Raw genomic sequence first — 12,801 nt, 5'->3', positions numbered from 1 at the left:
ATGGCAAAGGAAAAGTTTGAGCGCGGCAAACCGCACTGCAACATCGGCACGATCGGTCACGTTGACCACGGCAAGACGACGCTGACGGCGGCGATCACGAAGTACTTCGGTGACTTCCGCGCCTACGACCAGATCGACGGCGCGCCGGAAGAGAAGGCCCGCGGGATCACCATTTCCACCGCGCACGTGGAATACGAGACCGAGAACCGTCACTACGCGCACGTCGACTGCCCCGGCCACGCCGACTACGTGAAGAACATGATCACCGGTGCCGCGCAGATGGACGGCGCGATCCTGGTGGTGAACGCGGCCGACGGCCCGATGCCCCAGACCCGCGAGCACATCCTGCTGGGCCGCCAGGTGGGTATCCCCGCCATGGTCGTGTTCCTGAACAAGGTCGACCAGGTCGACGACGAGGAGCTGCTGGAACTCGTCGAGATGGAAGTCCGCGAACTGCTGTCCGAGTACGACTTCCCGGGCGACGATATCCCGATCATCGCAGGCTCCGCCCTGGCCGCCATGGAAGGCCGTGACCCGGAAATCGGCGAGAACAAGATCCGCGAACTGATGGCCGCCGTGGACGAGTACATCCCGCAGCCCGAGCGCGCTGTCGACCAGCCGTTCCTGATGCCGATCGAAGACGTCTTCTCGATCTCCGGCCGTGGTACCGTTGTGACCGGCCGTGTGGAACGCGGTGTGGTGAACGTTGGCGACGAACTGGAAATCGTCGGCATCAAGGACACCAAGAAGACCACCTGCACCGGTGTCGAGATGTTCCGCAAGCTGCTGGACCGCGGTGAAGCCGGCGACAACATCGGCGCCCTGCTGCGCGGCATCGACCGTGAAGGCGTGGAACGTGGCCAGGTTCTCTGCAAGCCGGGTTCCGTGAAGCCGCACACCAAGTTCGAAGCCGAGGTCTACATTCTGACCAAGGACGAAGGCGGCCGTCACACTCCGTTCTTCGCGAACTACCGTCCGCAGTTCTACTTCCGTACGACGGACGTGACCGGCACCGTGACCCTGCCCGAGGGCACCGAGATGGTCATGCCCGGCGACAACCTGAAGTTCGGTGTCGAGCTGATCGCCCCGATCGCCATGGAAGACGGCCTGCGCTTCGCCATCCGCGAAGGCGGCCGCACCGTCGGCTCCGGCGTCGTATCCAAGATCATCGAGTGATGGTGACTTCGGAGCGGTCCGCAGGGGCCGCTCCGGGCACCTGATCCGAGGATCAGCCGCAGCCAAGGGCCTGGCCCGACGCCGCGGACCACCGGTTCGAAACGGCGGGGGAAACCCCGCCGTCTCTCTTACCGGCCCCGAAAGGCAGATTGCCTCTGGACAGATGTTTCGGAAGCGACTATGCCGCGCCAATTCCAAACGGCGGAGCGCCCAGAGCAGGTCGTAGATACCTGTGCGGGTCCGCCGACTGGGTTCGACGAGGGACAGGGGTGAGCCCTGTTCGTCCTATCAACTCCAATGCCGCGAAAGGCTATCAAAATGAGCCAAACCATTCGCATTCGGCTGAAGGCATTCGATTACCGCGTCCTGGATTCCAGCACGCAGGAAATCCTGAACACGGCAAAGCGCACCGGCGCGACCGTCCGTGGCCCGATCCCGCTGCCCAACAAGATCGAGAAGTTCACGGTTCTCCGTGGCCCTCACGTCGACAAGAAATCCCGCGACCAGTTCGAGATCCGCACCCACAAGCGGCTCCTGGATATCGTGGATCCGACCCCGCAGACGGTGGACGCGCTGATGAAGCTCGACCTCGCCGCCGGCGTGGATGTCGAGATCAAGGTGTAAGGGAGGCAACGAGACAATGCTGCGTTCCGGTATCATCGCAAAAAAAGTGGGTATGACTCGTCTCTTCATGGAAGATGGCAAGCAGATCCCCGTGACCGTCCTTCAGCTGGATAAGCTGCAGGTCGTCGCGCAACGCACCTCCGAAGCCCACGGCTATTCCGCCGTTCAGCTGGGCGCCGGCACCGCCAAGGCAAAGCGCACCTCGCAGGCCATGCGTGGCCACTTTGCCGCGGCCAACGTCGAGCCCAAGCGCAAGGTTGCCGAGTTCCGCGTGGACCCCGACAACCTGATCGCCGTCGGTGAGGAAATCACCGCCGACCATTACTTCGAAGGTCAGTTCGTCGACGTGTCGGGCACCTCGATCGGTAAAGGTTTCGCCGGTGGCATGAAGCGCCACAACTTCGGCGGCCTGCGCGCCACCCACGGCGTGTCGATCAGCCACCGTTCGCACGGCTCCACCGGCCAGTGTCAGGACCCCGGCAAGGTGTTCAAGGGCAAGAAGATGGCAGGCCACATGGGTGCCGTCCGCGTCACCACGCAGAACCTGCAGGTCGTCAAGACCGACAGCGAGCGTGGCCTGGTCTTCATCAAGGGCGCCGTTCCCGGCTCCAAGGGTGGCTGGGTGACCGTCAAGGATGCCGTCAAGAAGCCGTTCCCCGAGAACGCCATTCTGCCGGCCGCCCTGAAGTCCGCCGCCGACGAAGCCAAGCGTCTGGCTGAAGAAGCCGCCGCCGCCGCAGAAGCCGAAGCCAAGGCCGCCGAAGAGGCAGCCGCAGCCGAAGCAGCCGCCGCTGAGGAAGCCGCTCTCAAAGAGGCCGAGGCCGACATTGAGGCCGAGAAGAAGGAAGGCGACGAATGAAACTCGACGTGATCAAACTGGACGGCTCGGCAGCCGATTCCGTCGATCTCAACGACGAGATCTTCGGCCTGGAGCCGCGCGCCGACATCCTGCACCGCGTTGTCCGCTGGCAGCGTAACAAGGCGCAGGCCGGCACCCACAAGGTGCTGACCAAGTCGGAAGTGAGCTACTCGACCAAGAAGATCTATCGCCAGAAGGGCACCGGCGGCGCACGCCACGGCTCCCGCAAGGCGCCGATCTTCCGCAAGGGTGGTATCTACAAGGGCCCGACGCCCCGCAGCCACGCCCACGACCTGCCGAAGAAATTCCGCAAGCTGGGTCTGAAGCACGCGCTGTCGTCCAAGGCCGCCACCGGCTCACTGGTCATCATCGACGCCGCGGAATCCGAAGGCAAGACCGCCGCCCTGGCCAAGCAGGTTGCAAACCTGGGCTGGAAGCGCGCGCTCATCATCGACGGCGCCACCGTCAATGAGGACTTCGCCCGTGCCGCCGCCAACATCGACGGTCTGGATGTCCTGCCGTCCATGGGCGCAAACGTGTACGATATCCTGAAGCGTGACACCCTGGTGATCACCAAGGCAGGTATCGAAGCTCTGGAGGCTCGCCTGAAATGAGTGCCAAGGCAGAACATTACGACGTGATCCGCAAGCCGGTCATCACCGAGAAAGCCACCATGGCCTCCGAGGCCAACGCGGTTGTTTTCGAAGTGTCGATCGACGCCAACAAACCGATGATCAAGGAAGCCGTCGAGGCTCTCTTCAACGTCAAGGTGAAGGCCGTGAACACGTCCGTCACCAAGGGCAAGGTCAAGCGGTTCCGCGGCCAGATGGGCAAGCGGAAAGACGTCAAGAAGGCCTATGTGACCCTCGAAGAGGGCAACGCGATCGACGTGACCACCGGTCTGTGATCGGGCCCGTGGGTCTGACCCACGCCACGACATGACAGGGCCCCCCGCTGCAAGGCGGGGGGCCTTTCTCTTGCGGGCCCCATGTCCGCGCAGCCGAGCGGAGGCCGCCATGATCCCCTGGGAACTCCTGTCCGAGGCGCCCGCGCCCGAGGGCGACATCCTGCGCCTCTTCCGGCGCGGCACCGAATATTCCATCCGCCTGGGCGACGGGAACGAGCTGATGAACTCCCGCCTCGGCGGATCGGAGATCGCCCTGGCCACCCTGTCCTTCGACCGCCTGGGCGCCCGTCCGGCGCCGCGCATCCTGATCGGCGGCCTCGGCATGGGGTTCACTCTACGCGCGGCCCAGGAGCGCGCGCCGGCCGACGCACAGATCGTCGTCTCGGAGGTGGTGTCCGAGCTGATCGGCTGGGCTAGAGACGAGATGGCCCCGGTCTTCGATGATTGCCTGTCCGATCCCCGGGTAGAGCTGCGCGCCGGCGACGTGGCCCAGGAGATCGCGTCAGTGACGGCCCACTGGGACATGATCCTGCTGGACGTGGACAACGGGCCGGACGGGCTGACCCGCGACGGCAACGACGTGCTCTACGGTGAGGGCGGCCTGGGCGTGGCGCACCGCGCGCTGACCCCGCGCGGGGTGCTGGCGGTCTGGTCGGCTCACCCGAGCCGCGAGTTTGCCAAGCGCTTTGCGCGGGCAAACTTCGACGTGAAGGAGGAGGGGGTCAGGGCAGGGCGGTCCAAGCGCGGGTCACGGCATACGGTCTGGACGGGGGTGCGGAAGGGGCGGTGATGTAGATGATGACTAGGTCTCTAGACGAGAACCGCGCGCAGTCTCTTGCTTCAATAGAACCTACATTTTCCATGGAGGGCCATCGAAGCGGATATTGAAAAATTTGCGTCGCGATAGAATTTAATGTTGGAAGACCTCCCGAGTCTCGCTCTAAGTGACCCAAGAGCGTATGCAGAGTTGGAGGCATAGAGTGGCTTTCCCAATACCGGACCCTTGGAACCGTGACACAGCCGACGTGCTTCGGGACGAAGATAAGCGGGTTAGAAGCCCCGGATCATTCTTCTACTCTCAAGGCCGCAACCATGTGCTGGCCGCTAATTATTTCCATGATGATCGACTTGTCGCAACTGCGCGTGGCGGTGTCGCACTAAAGCATCGGCACAGAATTCATTTGGCTCTTTTCGGACAGCTTATGGCATCTTTCGAATTCTTTCTGAAAGATTTTGTGGCTACTGCAGTCGACTCTTCATCACTTTTGGATTCAAGAATTCTCAAGGAGAAATGGCTGGAGACCGACACCAGTCGGCTCCTTGCAAACCGAAGCGGGACCGCGACGCTGGGATCGATGTTGGTGCATTCGACTTTGGGATGGCATAGTCCTTCTCAAGTTAACGAGAGATATGCGAAGCTTTTTCAGTTTCAGCCTTTTGAAACTTCGGAGATTGAAACGCTGGATAAGCTCTGGGTATTGCGGCACTCGGTTGCCCACAACGCTGGAATGATCATCCACTACGATGCGACACGCATTGGGAATGAGGGGTTGGCCGAGCATGCTGCCGATATTGACGCGGAGTTCATCTCTCAGACTTTCGACTTTCTGAGCTCATTAGCGAAGAAAATATGTGAGGAAGGCGGTGACAAGTTGCTTCGCATGTACTTCACCCCATTGGTTGCCAGAGGTGCGAACTACCAAACTGATAAAACTATCTATCAAAATCTCTGGTATCTATCCGCCTACTTGGAAAGTCGTGCCCAAGATCTTCCGGTTTTGAAGGCGGAAGACTATGCTAGCGACTTTGAGGAGTACTCAGCTCCGGTGGGGTGACCCCCTTGCCACCCCACCCCTCCCTTGCTATACGCGCCCAATCCTGACGGCCCCGGATTCGCTCCGGGGCCTTCGGGTGTTTGAAGCCTGGGGACCTTCGGGGCCCTGTAACATCCGGGTAGTCTGTCAGAGGCGGCACTTCCAACCGTCCGGCAAATACCCAATACATAGCCGTCCCACGTGGCACCGGACCCGACTTACACCGGACCAAACGAAGGCGGCGCTTGCTAAACGGAAGACAGAAAGCATGGCACTCAAGTCGTATAAGCCGACGACGCCGGGCCAGCGCGGGCTGGTGCTGATCGACCGTTCGGAGCTGTGGAAAGGACGCCCCGTCAAAGCCCTCACCGAGGGTCTGACGAAATCGGGCGGCCGGAACAACACCGGACGTATCACCTCCCGCCGTCGTGGCGGTGGCGCAAAGCGCCTGTACCGGATCGTCGATTTCAAGCGGAACAAGGTCGACGTCGAAGGCGTCGTGATGCGGATCGAATACGATCCCAACCGGACCGCCTTCATCGCGCTGATTCAGTACGTCGATGGTGAAAAAGCCTACATCCTGGCGCCGCAGCGTCTGGCCGTCGGTGACAAGGTCATCTCCTCGCAGAAGGCCGACATCAAGCCGGGTAACGCAATGCCCTTCTCGGGCCTGCCGATCGGTACCATCGTTCACAACATCGAGCTGAAGCCCGGCAAGGGTGGCCAGATCGCACGCGCCGCGGGCACCTACGCCCAGTTCGTCGGCCGTGACGGTGGCTACGCCCAGATCCGCCTCAGCTCGGGCGAACTGCGCATGGTCCGCCAGGAATGCCTGGCCACCGTCGGCGCGGTCTCGAACCCCGACAACTCGAACCAGAACTACGGTAAAGCGGGCCGCATGCGGCACAAGGGCATCCGCCCCTCCGTCCGTGGTGTGGTCATGAACCCGATCGACCACCCCCATGGTGGTGGTGAAGGCCGGACCTCCGGTGGTCGTCACCCCGTGACGCCCTGGGGTAAACCGACCAAGGGTGCGAAAACCCGCACGAACAAGTCGACGGATAAGTACATCATCCGCTCGCGCCACGCGAAGAAGAAGGGTCGCTAATCTATGGCACGTTCTGTTTGGAAAGGCCCCTTCGTTGACGCTTACGTCCTGAAAAAGGCGGAAGCGGCACGCGAATCCGGCCGTAACGAAGTTATCAAGATCTGGTCGCGCCGCTCGACGATCCTGCCCCAGTTCGTGGGTCTGACGTTTGGCGTCTACAACGGCCACAAGCATATCCCCGTCAACGTCTCGGAAGACATGATCGGTCAGAAGTTCGGTGAATACTCCCCGACTCGGACCTACTACGGTCATGCCGCCGACAAAAAAGCGAAGCGGAAGTAAGTCATGGGCCAGGAAAAGAACCCCCGCCGCGTGGCAGACAACGAAGCAATGGCAAAACTGCGCATGCTTCGCACCAGCCCGCAGAAACTGAACCTGGTGGCTCAGCTGATCCGCGGCAAGAAGGTTGAGAAGGCGCTGACCGACCTCACCTTCTCGAAGAAGCGCGTGGCGCAGGACGTGAAGAAGTGCCTTCAGTCCGCCATCGCCAACGCCGAGAACAACCACGGCCTGGACGTCGACGACCTGATCGTCGCCGAAGCCTGGGTCGGCAAGAACCTCGTGATGAAGCGTGGCCGTCCGCGGGCACGTGGCCGCTACGGCAAGATCATGAAGCCGTTCTCGGAAATCACCATCAAGGTGCGTCAGGTCGAGGAGCAAGCCTAATGGGTCAGAAAGTCAATCCGATCGGCATGCGCCTTCAGGTCAACCGCACCTGGGATTCGCGCTGGTACGCCGACACCAAGGATTTCGGTGATCTTCTGCTGGAAGACGTCAAGATCCGTGAGTTCATCAAGGATGAGTGCAAGCAGGCCGGTATTGCCCGCGTGATCATCGAACGCCCCCACAAGAAGTGCCGTGTGACCATTCACACCGCACGTCCGGGCGTGATCATCGGCAAGAAGGGCGCGGACATCGAGGTGCTTCGCAAGAAGCTGGCTCGCATGACCGACAGCGAACTGCACCTGAACATCGTCGAAGTGCGCAAGCCGGAACTCGATGCGATGCTGGTGGCCGAGTCCATCGCGCAGCAGCTGGAACGTCGTGTGTCCTTCCGTCGTGCCATGAAGCGTTCGGTTCAGAACGCCATGCGCATGGGTGCCCTGGGCATCCGCGTGAACGTCGCCGGCCGTCTGGGCGGTGCCGAGATCGCGCGGACCGAATGGTACCGTGAAGGCCGTGTGCCCCTGCACACCCTGCGCGCCGACATCGACTATGCTCACGCCGAAGCCTCCACCCCCTATGGTATCATCGGTATCAAGGTGTGGATCTTCAAAGGCGAGATCATGGAGCACGACCCGCAGGCCCGCGACCGCAAGGCGCAGGAACTGCAGGACGGTCCGGCTCCGCGTGGTGCCGGCGGTGGCCGCCGCGATCGCGACCGGTAAGGAGACAGAAAGATGCTTCAACCGAAACGCACAAAATTCCGCAAGATGCACAAGGGCCGGATCCACGGCCAGGCAAAAGGCGGCTCCGACCTGAACTTCGGCACCTATGGCCTCAAGGCCACCCAGCCGGAACGCGTCACCGCGCGTCAGATCGAGGCAGCCCGTCGTGCCATGACGCGCCACATGAAGCGTCAGGGCCGTGTCTGGATCCGCATCTTCCCGGATACCCCCGTGACCTCGAAACCCGTCGAAGTTCGTATGGGTAAAGGTAAGGGTTCCGTCGATTACTGGGCCTGCAAGGTCAAGCCCGGCCGGATCATGTTCGAGATCGACGGTGTGTCGGAAGACATCGCACGCGAGGCCCTGCGCCTGGCGTCGATGAAACTGCCGATCAAGACCCGCGTCGTCGTTCGCGAGGACTGGTAAGCGGAGGGTGGGGGTAACCCCACCACCCCACGAAATCCGAAACCCCCGCCGAGCAATCGGCGGGGGTTTTGCTTTGTGCGGTGCGGCGGGGCTGCGTTGTCGAGCGGTCGGGGGCAGGGCGGCTCTGCCCCCGTCGCCGTTGGCGACACCGCTTGGGATATTTTTGGCAAGGAGAAGAGGCAGGGGGCGCCTGGGAGGCGGGCGTCGCGGGAGCTGGGGAAGGAGCGCCTGGGCGGCCCGTGGCAGGGCAGACCGGAGGGGCGGCCACGAGGTCGCAGGCGCAGGGGCTTTCGCGCGGCGCGCGGGCAGGCTATGGCGGCAGCAACCCATCTGCGCCGAGGTGCCCGACCATGTCCGATATCCGCTCTCTCTTCGTCACCCGTCTCTACCGTGCCGCCCTGGCCGAGAAGGGGCCGCAGGTCGACACCTCCGAGCTGGAGGCCAGCTGCTACTCCATCGCCGAGGATGACGAGGCGGGGCAGGAGTGGTGCGAGGCCAATGACTACCCCGGCTACACCTCCTATGCCTCTCTGACCGACCTGCCCTGGCGGTTCCCGATCTTCGAGGACGTCAAGCAGGCCCTCGACCTGCATGTCGCGGCCTTCGCCGAGGAGCTGGGCTTCGACCTGGGCGAGGGGAGCCTGCAGCTGGAGGATCTGTGGATCAACATCCTGCCCGAGGGCGGCACCCATTCCAGCCATATCCATCCGCATTCGGTGATCTCCGGCACCACCTACGTGGCCATGCCCGAAGACACCTCGGCGCTGAAGCTGGAGGACCCGCGCCTGCAGATGATGATGGCCGCGCCGACCCGGAAGAAGGCCGCGCCGGAGGAGCTTCAGCCCTTCATCTACGTCAATCCGCAGGTCGGCGACGTCCTGCTGTGGGAAAGCTGGCTGCGCCACGAGGTGCCGATGAACATGTCCGAGGAGGACCGCATCTCCGTCAGCTTCAACTACAAGTGGGTGTGATCGTCGGTCCGGGCCGCGTAGCGGGCCGGCAAACGGTCCGGGGGACCGTTTGAGGCGATCACGGGCGGAGCCCCTCGGTCCGGGCCGCGTAGCGGGCCGGCAAACGGTCCGGGGGACCGTTTGAGGCGATCACGGGCGGAGCCCCCCGGTTGCGCCTAACCGGGTGGCGCCCCTGCCGCACCCGGGCTCGATGGGGCCGGCGAAGGCGCTTGGCGCTGGTCCCCGGGCGCGCTTTGCGGCATGACCAGCGGATAACCTCGCCCAGGAGATCCCATGGACCCCCGCAAGCTCGACATGACCGTCCTGATGACCCCCGACATGGCCAATTTCAGCGGCAAGGTGCATGGGGGCGCCCTGTTGAACCTGCTCGACCGGGTGGCCTTCTCCTGTGCCTCGCGGTTTTCCAAGCAGTATGCGGTGACGCTGTCGGTGGATCAGGTGATGTTCAAGGAACCGATCAATGTGGGCGAACTGGTCACCTTCCGCGCCGCGGTGAACTACGCCGGGCGCACCTCGATGGAGATCGGCGTGCGGGTGGAGGCGCAGGAGATCCGCTCGGGCAAGTCGCGGCACACCAATTCGTGCTACTTCACCATGGTCGCCGTGGACGAGGACGGCAGCCCGGTGGAGGTGCCCGAGCTGCAGGTGCTGACGGCGGAGGAAGAGAAACGCCACCGCGCGGCCCAGATCCGCAAGAAGCTGCGCCGCGAGTTCGCGGAGGAGATGCAGCGCGCCACCGAGGGCTGAGGCGCCCGAGACGGCCGGCGAACACGGTGTTTCGGCCCTGTCGGCGCGGCGGCGTGGTTATTCTGCCCTTGTGCTGTTGACGCATGGCGGATGCGGGCGTATAGGCAGCGCTCATTGTTCTTACATAACCCACCGGATTCGCGGGTCACCCGTCAGAGGGGCCTGCCGGTGCAAGGAAGGAAAGGAAGCGCCATGAGCGCCAAAGAGCTTCGCGAGAAGACTCCGGACCAGCTGCGCGAACAGCTGGCCGAGCTGAAGAAAGCCCAGTTCAACCTTCGTTTCCAGCAGGCCACCGGCCAGCTTGAGAACCCGGCGCAGATGCGCAAGGCCCGCCGCGAAGCGGCTCAGGTCCTGACGGTTCTGAACGAAAAAGCTGCTGAAGCAGCCGGCGAATAAGGAGCTTTCCGATGCCCAAACGTATCCTTCGCGGTGTTGTCACCTCCGATGCCAACGCCCAGACCGTGACCGTGTCCGTCGAACGTCGTTTCACGCACCCGGTTCTGAAAAAGACCATTCGTAAGTCCAAGAAGTACCGGGCTCACGATGAGAACAACCAGTTCAAGGTCGGTGACGCCGTCCGCATTCGCGAATGCGCGCCGAAGTCGAAGACCAAACGCTGGGAAGTGATGACCGCCGAGATGATCGAAGCCGATCGGATCGAGCGCGAAGAACACGCCAAGCTTCAGCAAGAGCTGGATGCGAAGCGTCATGCAGAGCACGAGGCCGCGGCTCACTGAAGCCCCGGCCTCCCGTCGAAACCCTGGGGGATCTAACCAGAACAGCCCTCAAAGGTCGGGAGAAACCACATGATCCAGATGCAGACCAATCTGGATGTCGCTGACAACTCCGGCGCACGCCGAGTTCAGTGCATCAAGGTCCTGGGTGGCTCGCACCGTCGCTATGCGTCGGTGGGCGACATCATTGTCGTTTCCGTCAAGGAAGCCATCCCGCGCGGCCGCGTGAAGAAAGGTGACGTCCGCAAGGCCGTCGTCGTGCGCACCGCCAAGGAAGTCCGTCGTGAAGATGGCACCGCGATCCGCTTCGATCGCAACGCCGCCGTCATCCTCAACAACAACAACGAACCCGTTGGTACCCGTATCTTCGGACCGGTTGTTCGCGAGCTGCGCGCCAAGAACTTCATGAAGATCATTTCGCTGGCTCCGGAGGTGCTCTGATGGCCGCCAAGCTGAAAAAAGGTGACACCGTCATGGTCCTGTCTGGCAAGGACAAGGGCAAGACCGGTGAGATCACCCTCGTCGATCCGAAGGCCGGCAAGGCCGTCGTGGAGGGCCTGAACATGGCCGTCCGTCACACCCGCCAGACCCAGACGTCGCAAGGTGGCCGCCTGCCCAAGGCCCTGCCGATCGACCTGTCGAACCTGGCGTTCGTCGATGCCAACGGCAAAGCGACCCGCGTCGGCTTCAAGACCGAAGGCGACAAGAAAGTCCGCTACGCCAAGACCACGGGGGACGTGATCGATGCTTGATACCGCGAACTACACCCCGCGTCTGAAGGCCGTCTACGCCGACACGATCCGGCCTGCTCTGAAAGAAGAGTTCGGCTACAAGAACGAGATGATGATCCCCAAGCTGGACAAGATCGTTCTGAACATCGGCTGTGGCGCCGAGGCCGTGAAGGACACCAAGAAGGCGAAAGCAGCCCAGGAAGACCTGAGCCAGATCGCCGGCCAGATGGCCGTCATCACCAAGGCAAAGAAGTCGATCGCCGGCTTCCGCGTCCGTGAAGACATGCCGCTTGGTGCCAAGGTCACCCTGCGCGGCGAGCGCATGTACGAATTCCTGGATCGCCTGATCACCATCGCGATGCCCCGGATCCGCGACTTCCGCGGCGTTTCCGGCAAGTCGTTCGACGGCCGTGGCAACTACGCCATGGGCATCAAGGAACATATCGTTTTCCCCGAGATCAACTTCGACAAGGTCGATGAAGTCTGGGGTATCGATGTCGTCATCGCCACCACCGCGAAAACCGACGCAGAAGCCAAGGCGCTGTTGAAGCATTTCAACATGCCCTTCACCAGCTGATCGCGCGAGGGAGATTTAGATATGGCTAAAAAATCCATGATCGAGCGCGAGAAGAAGCGGGAGCGCCTGGTCGCTCAGTACGCCGCTAAGCGCGCTGAACTGAAAGAGGTCATCTACGACCAGGACAAGCCCATGGAAGAGCGTTTCCGCGCGTCCCTGAAGCTTGCCAAACTGCCGCGGAACTCGTCCCCGACGCGTCTGCATAACCGTTGCCAGCTGACCGGCCGTCCCCACGCTTACTACCGTAAGCTGAAGGTGTCGCGGATCATGCTGCGCGAACTGGGCTCGAACGGTTTCGTTCCCGGCCTCGTGAAATCGAGCTGGTAAGGAGGGCATAGATTATGAACGATCCTATCGGCGATATGCTCACCCGTATCCGCAACTCGTCGCTGCGCGGCAAATCCACCGTCTCGACGCCGGCTTCCAAGCTGCGCGCCTGGGTTCTGGATGTGCTGGCGGACGAAGGCTACATCCGCGGCTATGAGCAAGGCACCGACGCCCACGGTCACCCGACCCTGGAAATCGGCCTGAAGTACTACGAAGGCGCTCCCGTCATTCGCGAACTGAAGCGGGTTTCGACCCCCGGCCGTCGCGTTTACATGGGCGTCAAGGACATCCCGCAGGTCCGTCAGGGCCTGGGTGTGTCGATTGTCTCCACGCCCAAGGGCGTCATGTCCGATGCAGCGGCTCGCTCCAACAATGTTGGTGGCGAAGTTCTCTGCACGGTCTTCTAAGGAGG

General features: G+C 62.4%; 20 protein-coding genes and 1 pseudogene. All 21 read left to right on the top strand.

What is annotated here, in order from left to right; translation table 11 throughout:
* The coding region (gene tuf / locus CVM50_RS20955) for an elongation factor Tu (protein WP_100148433.1) at positions 1–1,176 on the top strand (1,176 nt) is incomplete at its 5' end.
* Between the two features lie 297 nt (positions 1,177–1,473).
* Complete coding sequence (gene rpsJ, locus CVM50_RS20950) at positions 1,474–1,800, top strand: 30S ribosomal protein S10 (protein WP_179747236.1); 327 nt, start codon at positions 1,474–1,476, stop codon at positions 1,798–1,800.
* A 16-nt stretch (positions 1,801–1,816) separates the two neighbouring features.
* Entirely contained in the window at positions 1,817–2,659 is an 843-nt protein-coding gene (rplC, locus tag CVM50_RS20945; protein ID WP_085890240.1) for a 50S ribosomal protein L3, read from the top strand.
* Positions 2,656–3,273, top strand: a complete 618-nt coding sequence (rplD, locus tag CVM50_RS20940) for a 50S ribosomal protein L4 (RefSeq protein ID WP_085890239.1) — start codon at positions 2,656–2,658, stop codon at positions 3,271–3,273. The genes rplC and rplD overlap by 4 nt, the downstream gene beginning before the upstream one ends.
* Positions 3,270–3,566 (top strand): 50S ribosomal protein L23, encoded by a 297-nt coding sequence (locus CVM50_RS20935; protein ID WP_085890238.1) that lies wholly within the window; start codon positions 3,270–3,272, stop codon positions 3,564–3,566. The genes rplD and CVM50_RS20935 overlap by 4 nt, the downstream gene beginning before the upstream one ends.
* A 109-nt stretch (positions 3,567–3,675) precedes the next feature.
* Positions 3,676–4,356: a spermidine synthase gene (locus CVM50_RS20930; protein ID WP_085890237.1), complete on the top strand. Its 681-nt coding sequence runs from the start codon at positions 3,676–3,678 to the stop codon at positions 4,354–4,356.
* 190 nt (positions 4,357–4,546) lie between these two features.
* A complete protein-coding gene (locus tag CVM50_RS20925; RefSeq protein ID WP_143515674.1) occupies positions 4,547–5,401 on the top strand; it encodes a hypothetical protein in 855 nt (284 codons plus the stop codon).
* Positions 5,402–5,648: 247 nt separating this feature from the next.
* Positions 5,649–6,488 carry a 50S ribosomal protein L2 gene (rplB, locus tag CVM50_RS20920; RefSeq protein WP_085890235.1) on the top strand — a complete coding sequence of 280 codons (840 nt, stop codon included), beginning with the start codon at positions 5,649–5,651 and terminating at the stop codon, positions 6,486–6,488.
* 3 nt (positions 6,489–6,491) lie between these two features.
* Positions 6,492–6,770 (top strand): 30S ribosomal protein S19, encoded by a 279-nt coding sequence (gene rpsS / locus CVM50_RS20915; protein ID WP_008281873.1) that lies wholly within the window; start codon positions 6,492–6,494, stop codon positions 6,768–6,770.
* A gap of 3 nt (positions 6,771–6,773) precedes the next feature.
* Positions 6,774–7,154: a 50S ribosomal protein L22 gene (gene rplV / locus CVM50_RS20910; protein WP_085890234.1), complete on the top strand. Its 381-nt coding sequence runs from the start codon at positions 6,774–6,776 to the stop codon at positions 7,152–7,154.
* Positions 7,154–7,876 (top strand): 30S ribosomal protein S3, encoded by a 723-nt coding sequence (gene rpsC / locus CVM50_RS20905; RefSeq protein WP_085890233.1) that lies wholly within the window; start codon positions 7,154–7,156, stop codon positions 7,874–7,876. The genes rplV and rpsC overlap by 1 nt, the downstream gene beginning before the upstream one ends.
* Before the next feature lie 12 nt (positions 7,877–7,888).
* Complete coding sequence (rplP, locus tag CVM50_RS20900; protein ID WP_085890232.1) at positions 7,889–8,302, top strand: 50S ribosomal protein L16; 414 nt, start codon at positions 7,889–7,891, stop codon at positions 8,300–8,302.
* 350 nt (positions 8,303–8,652) lie between these two features.
* The gene (locus CVM50_RS20895; protein ID WP_085890231.1) at positions 8,653–9,273 is read left to right on the top strand and encodes a 2OG-Fe(II) oxygenase family protein; all 621 of its coding nucleotides are present in this window, start codon (positions 8,653–8,655) and stop codon (positions 9,271–9,273) included.
* 273 nt (positions 9,274–9,546) lie between these two features.
* The gene (locus CVM50_RS20890; RefSeq protein ID WP_085890230.1) at positions 9,547–10,020 is read left to right on the top strand and encodes an acyl-CoA thioesterase; all 474 of its coding nucleotides are present in this window, start codon (positions 9,547–9,549) and stop codon (positions 10,018–10,020) included.
* Between the two features lie 192 nt (positions 10,021–10,212).
* Positions 10,213–10,416 (top strand): 50S ribosomal protein L29, encoded by a 204-nt coding sequence (rpmC, locus tag CVM50_RS20885; protein WP_085890229.1) that lies wholly within the window; start codon positions 10,213–10,215, stop codon positions 10,414–10,416.
* 11 nt (positions 10,417–10,427) lie between these two features.
* Positions 10,428–10,655: pseudogene (gene rpsQ, locus CVM50_RS20880) on the top strand (30S ribosomal protein S17); the annotation flags it as partial.
* A gap of 171 nt (positions 10,656–10,826) precedes the next feature.
* Complete coding sequence (gene rplN, locus CVM50_RS20875) at positions 10,827–11,195, top strand: 50S ribosomal protein L14 (RefSeq protein WP_009574016.1); 369 nt, start codon at positions 10,827–10,829, stop codon at positions 11,193–11,195.
* Positions 11,195–11,506 carry a 50S ribosomal protein L24 gene (gene rplX, locus CVM50_RS20870; protein ID WP_085890227.1) on the top strand — a complete coding sequence of 104 codons (312 nt, stop codon included), beginning with the start codon at positions 11,195–11,197 and terminating at the stop codon, positions 11,504–11,506. Before rplN ends, rplX begins: the two co-directional genes overlap by 1 nt.
* The gene (rplE, locus tag CVM50_RS20865) at positions 11,499–12,062 is read left to right on the top strand and encodes a 50S ribosomal protein L5 (protein ID WP_085890226.1); all 564 of its coding nucleotides are present in this window, start codon (positions 11,499–11,501) and stop codon (positions 12,060–12,062) included. Before rplX ends, rplE begins: the two co-directional genes overlap by 8 nt.
* A 21-nt stretch (positions 12,063–12,083) precedes the next feature.
* Entirely contained in the window at positions 12,084–12,389 is a 306-nt protein-coding gene (gene rpsN, locus CVM50_RS20860) for a 30S ribosomal protein S14 (RefSeq protein WP_085890225.1), read from the top strand.
* 14 nt (positions 12,390–12,403) lie between these two features.
* On the top strand, positions 12,404–12,796 hold the full coding sequence (gene rpsH, locus CVM50_RS20855; protein WP_085890224.1) for a 30S ribosomal protein S8: 393 nt from the start codon (positions 12,404–12,406) through the stop codon (positions 12,794–12,796).
* The last annotated feature ends 5 nt before the right edge of the window (positions 12,797–12,801 follow it).

Origin of the sequence: Pseudooceanicola marinus (assembly GCF_002786295.1) — a bacterium.
In the GTDB taxonomy this organism is placed as follows: Bacteria; Pseudomonadota; Alphaproteobacteria; order Rhodobacterales; family Rhodobacteraceae; genus Pseudooceanicola; species Pseudooceanicola marinus.
The sequence above is the reverse complement of the archived record's forward strand: the minus strand, read 5'-3'. Positions and strand labels throughout refer to the sequence as shown.

Bases quoted from the DNA above. Each gene is read 5' to 3' on its own strand.
- rpsJ (WP_179747236.1), top strand. From the start codon at position 1,474: ATGCCGCGAAAGGCTATCAAAATGAGCCAAACCATTCGCATTCGGCTG.
- rplC (WP_085890240.1), top strand. From the start codon at position 1,817: ATGCTGCGTTCCGGTATCATCGCAAAAAAAGTGGGTATGACTCGTCTC.
- rplD (WP_085890239.1), top strand. From the start codon at position 2,656: ATGAAACTCGACGTGATCAAACTGGACGGCTCGGCAGCCGATTCCGTC.
- CVM50_RS20935 (WP_085890238.1), top strand. From the start codon at position 3,270: ATGAGTGCCAAGGCAGAACATTACGACGTGATCCGCAAGCCGGTCATC.
- CVM50_RS20930 (WP_085890237.1), top strand. From the start codon at position 3,676: ATGATCCCCTGGGAACTCCTGTCCGAGGCGCCCGCGCCCGAGGGCGAC.
- rplB (WP_085890235.1), top strand. From the start codon at position 5,649: ATGGCACTCAAGTCGTATAAGCCGACGACGCCGGGCCAGCGCGGGCTG.
- rpsS (WP_008281873.1), top strand. From the start codon at position 6,492: ATGGCACGTTCTGTTTGGAAAGGCCCCTTCGTTGACGCTTACGTCCTG.
- rplV (WP_085890234.1), top strand. From the start codon at position 6,774: ATGGGCCAGGAAAAGAACCCCCGCCGCGTGGCAGACAACGAAGCAATG.
- rpsC (WP_085890233.1), top strand. From the start codon at position 7,154: ATGGGTCAGAAAGTCAATCCGATCGGCATGCGCCTTCAGGTCAACCGC.
- rplP (WP_085890232.1), top strand. From the start codon at position 7,889: ATGCTTCAACCGAAACGCACAAAATTCCGCAAGATGCACAAGGGCCGG.
- CVM50_RS20895 (WP_085890231.1), top strand. From the start codon at position 8,653: ATGTCCGATATCCGCTCTCTCTTCGTCACCCGTCTCTACCGTGCCGCC.
- CVM50_RS20890 (WP_085890230.1), top strand. From the start codon at position 9,547: ATGGACCCCCGCAAGCTCGACATGACCGTCCTGATGACCCCCGACATG.
- rpmC (WP_085890229.1), top strand. From the start codon at position 10,213: ATGAGCGCCAAAGAGCTTCGCGAGAAGACTCCGGACCAGCTGCGCGAA.
- rplN (WP_009574016.1), top strand. From the start codon at position 10,827: ATGATCCAGATGCAGACCAATCTGGATGTCGCTGACAACTCCGGCGCA.
- rplX (WP_085890227.1), top strand. From the start codon at position 11,195: ATGGCCGCCAAGCTGAAAAAAGGTGACACCGTCATGGTCCTGTCTGGC.
- rplE (WP_085890226.1), top strand. From the start codon at position 11,499: ATGCTTGATACCGCGAACTACACCCCGCGTCTGAAGGCCGTCTACGCC.
- rpsN (WP_085890225.1), top strand. From the start codon at position 12,084: ATGGCTAAAAAATCCATGATCGAGCGCGAGAAGAAGCGGGAGCGCCTG.
- rpsH (WP_085890224.1), top strand. From the start codon at position 12,404: ATGAACGATCCTATCGGCGATATGCTCACCCGTATCCGCAACTCGTCG.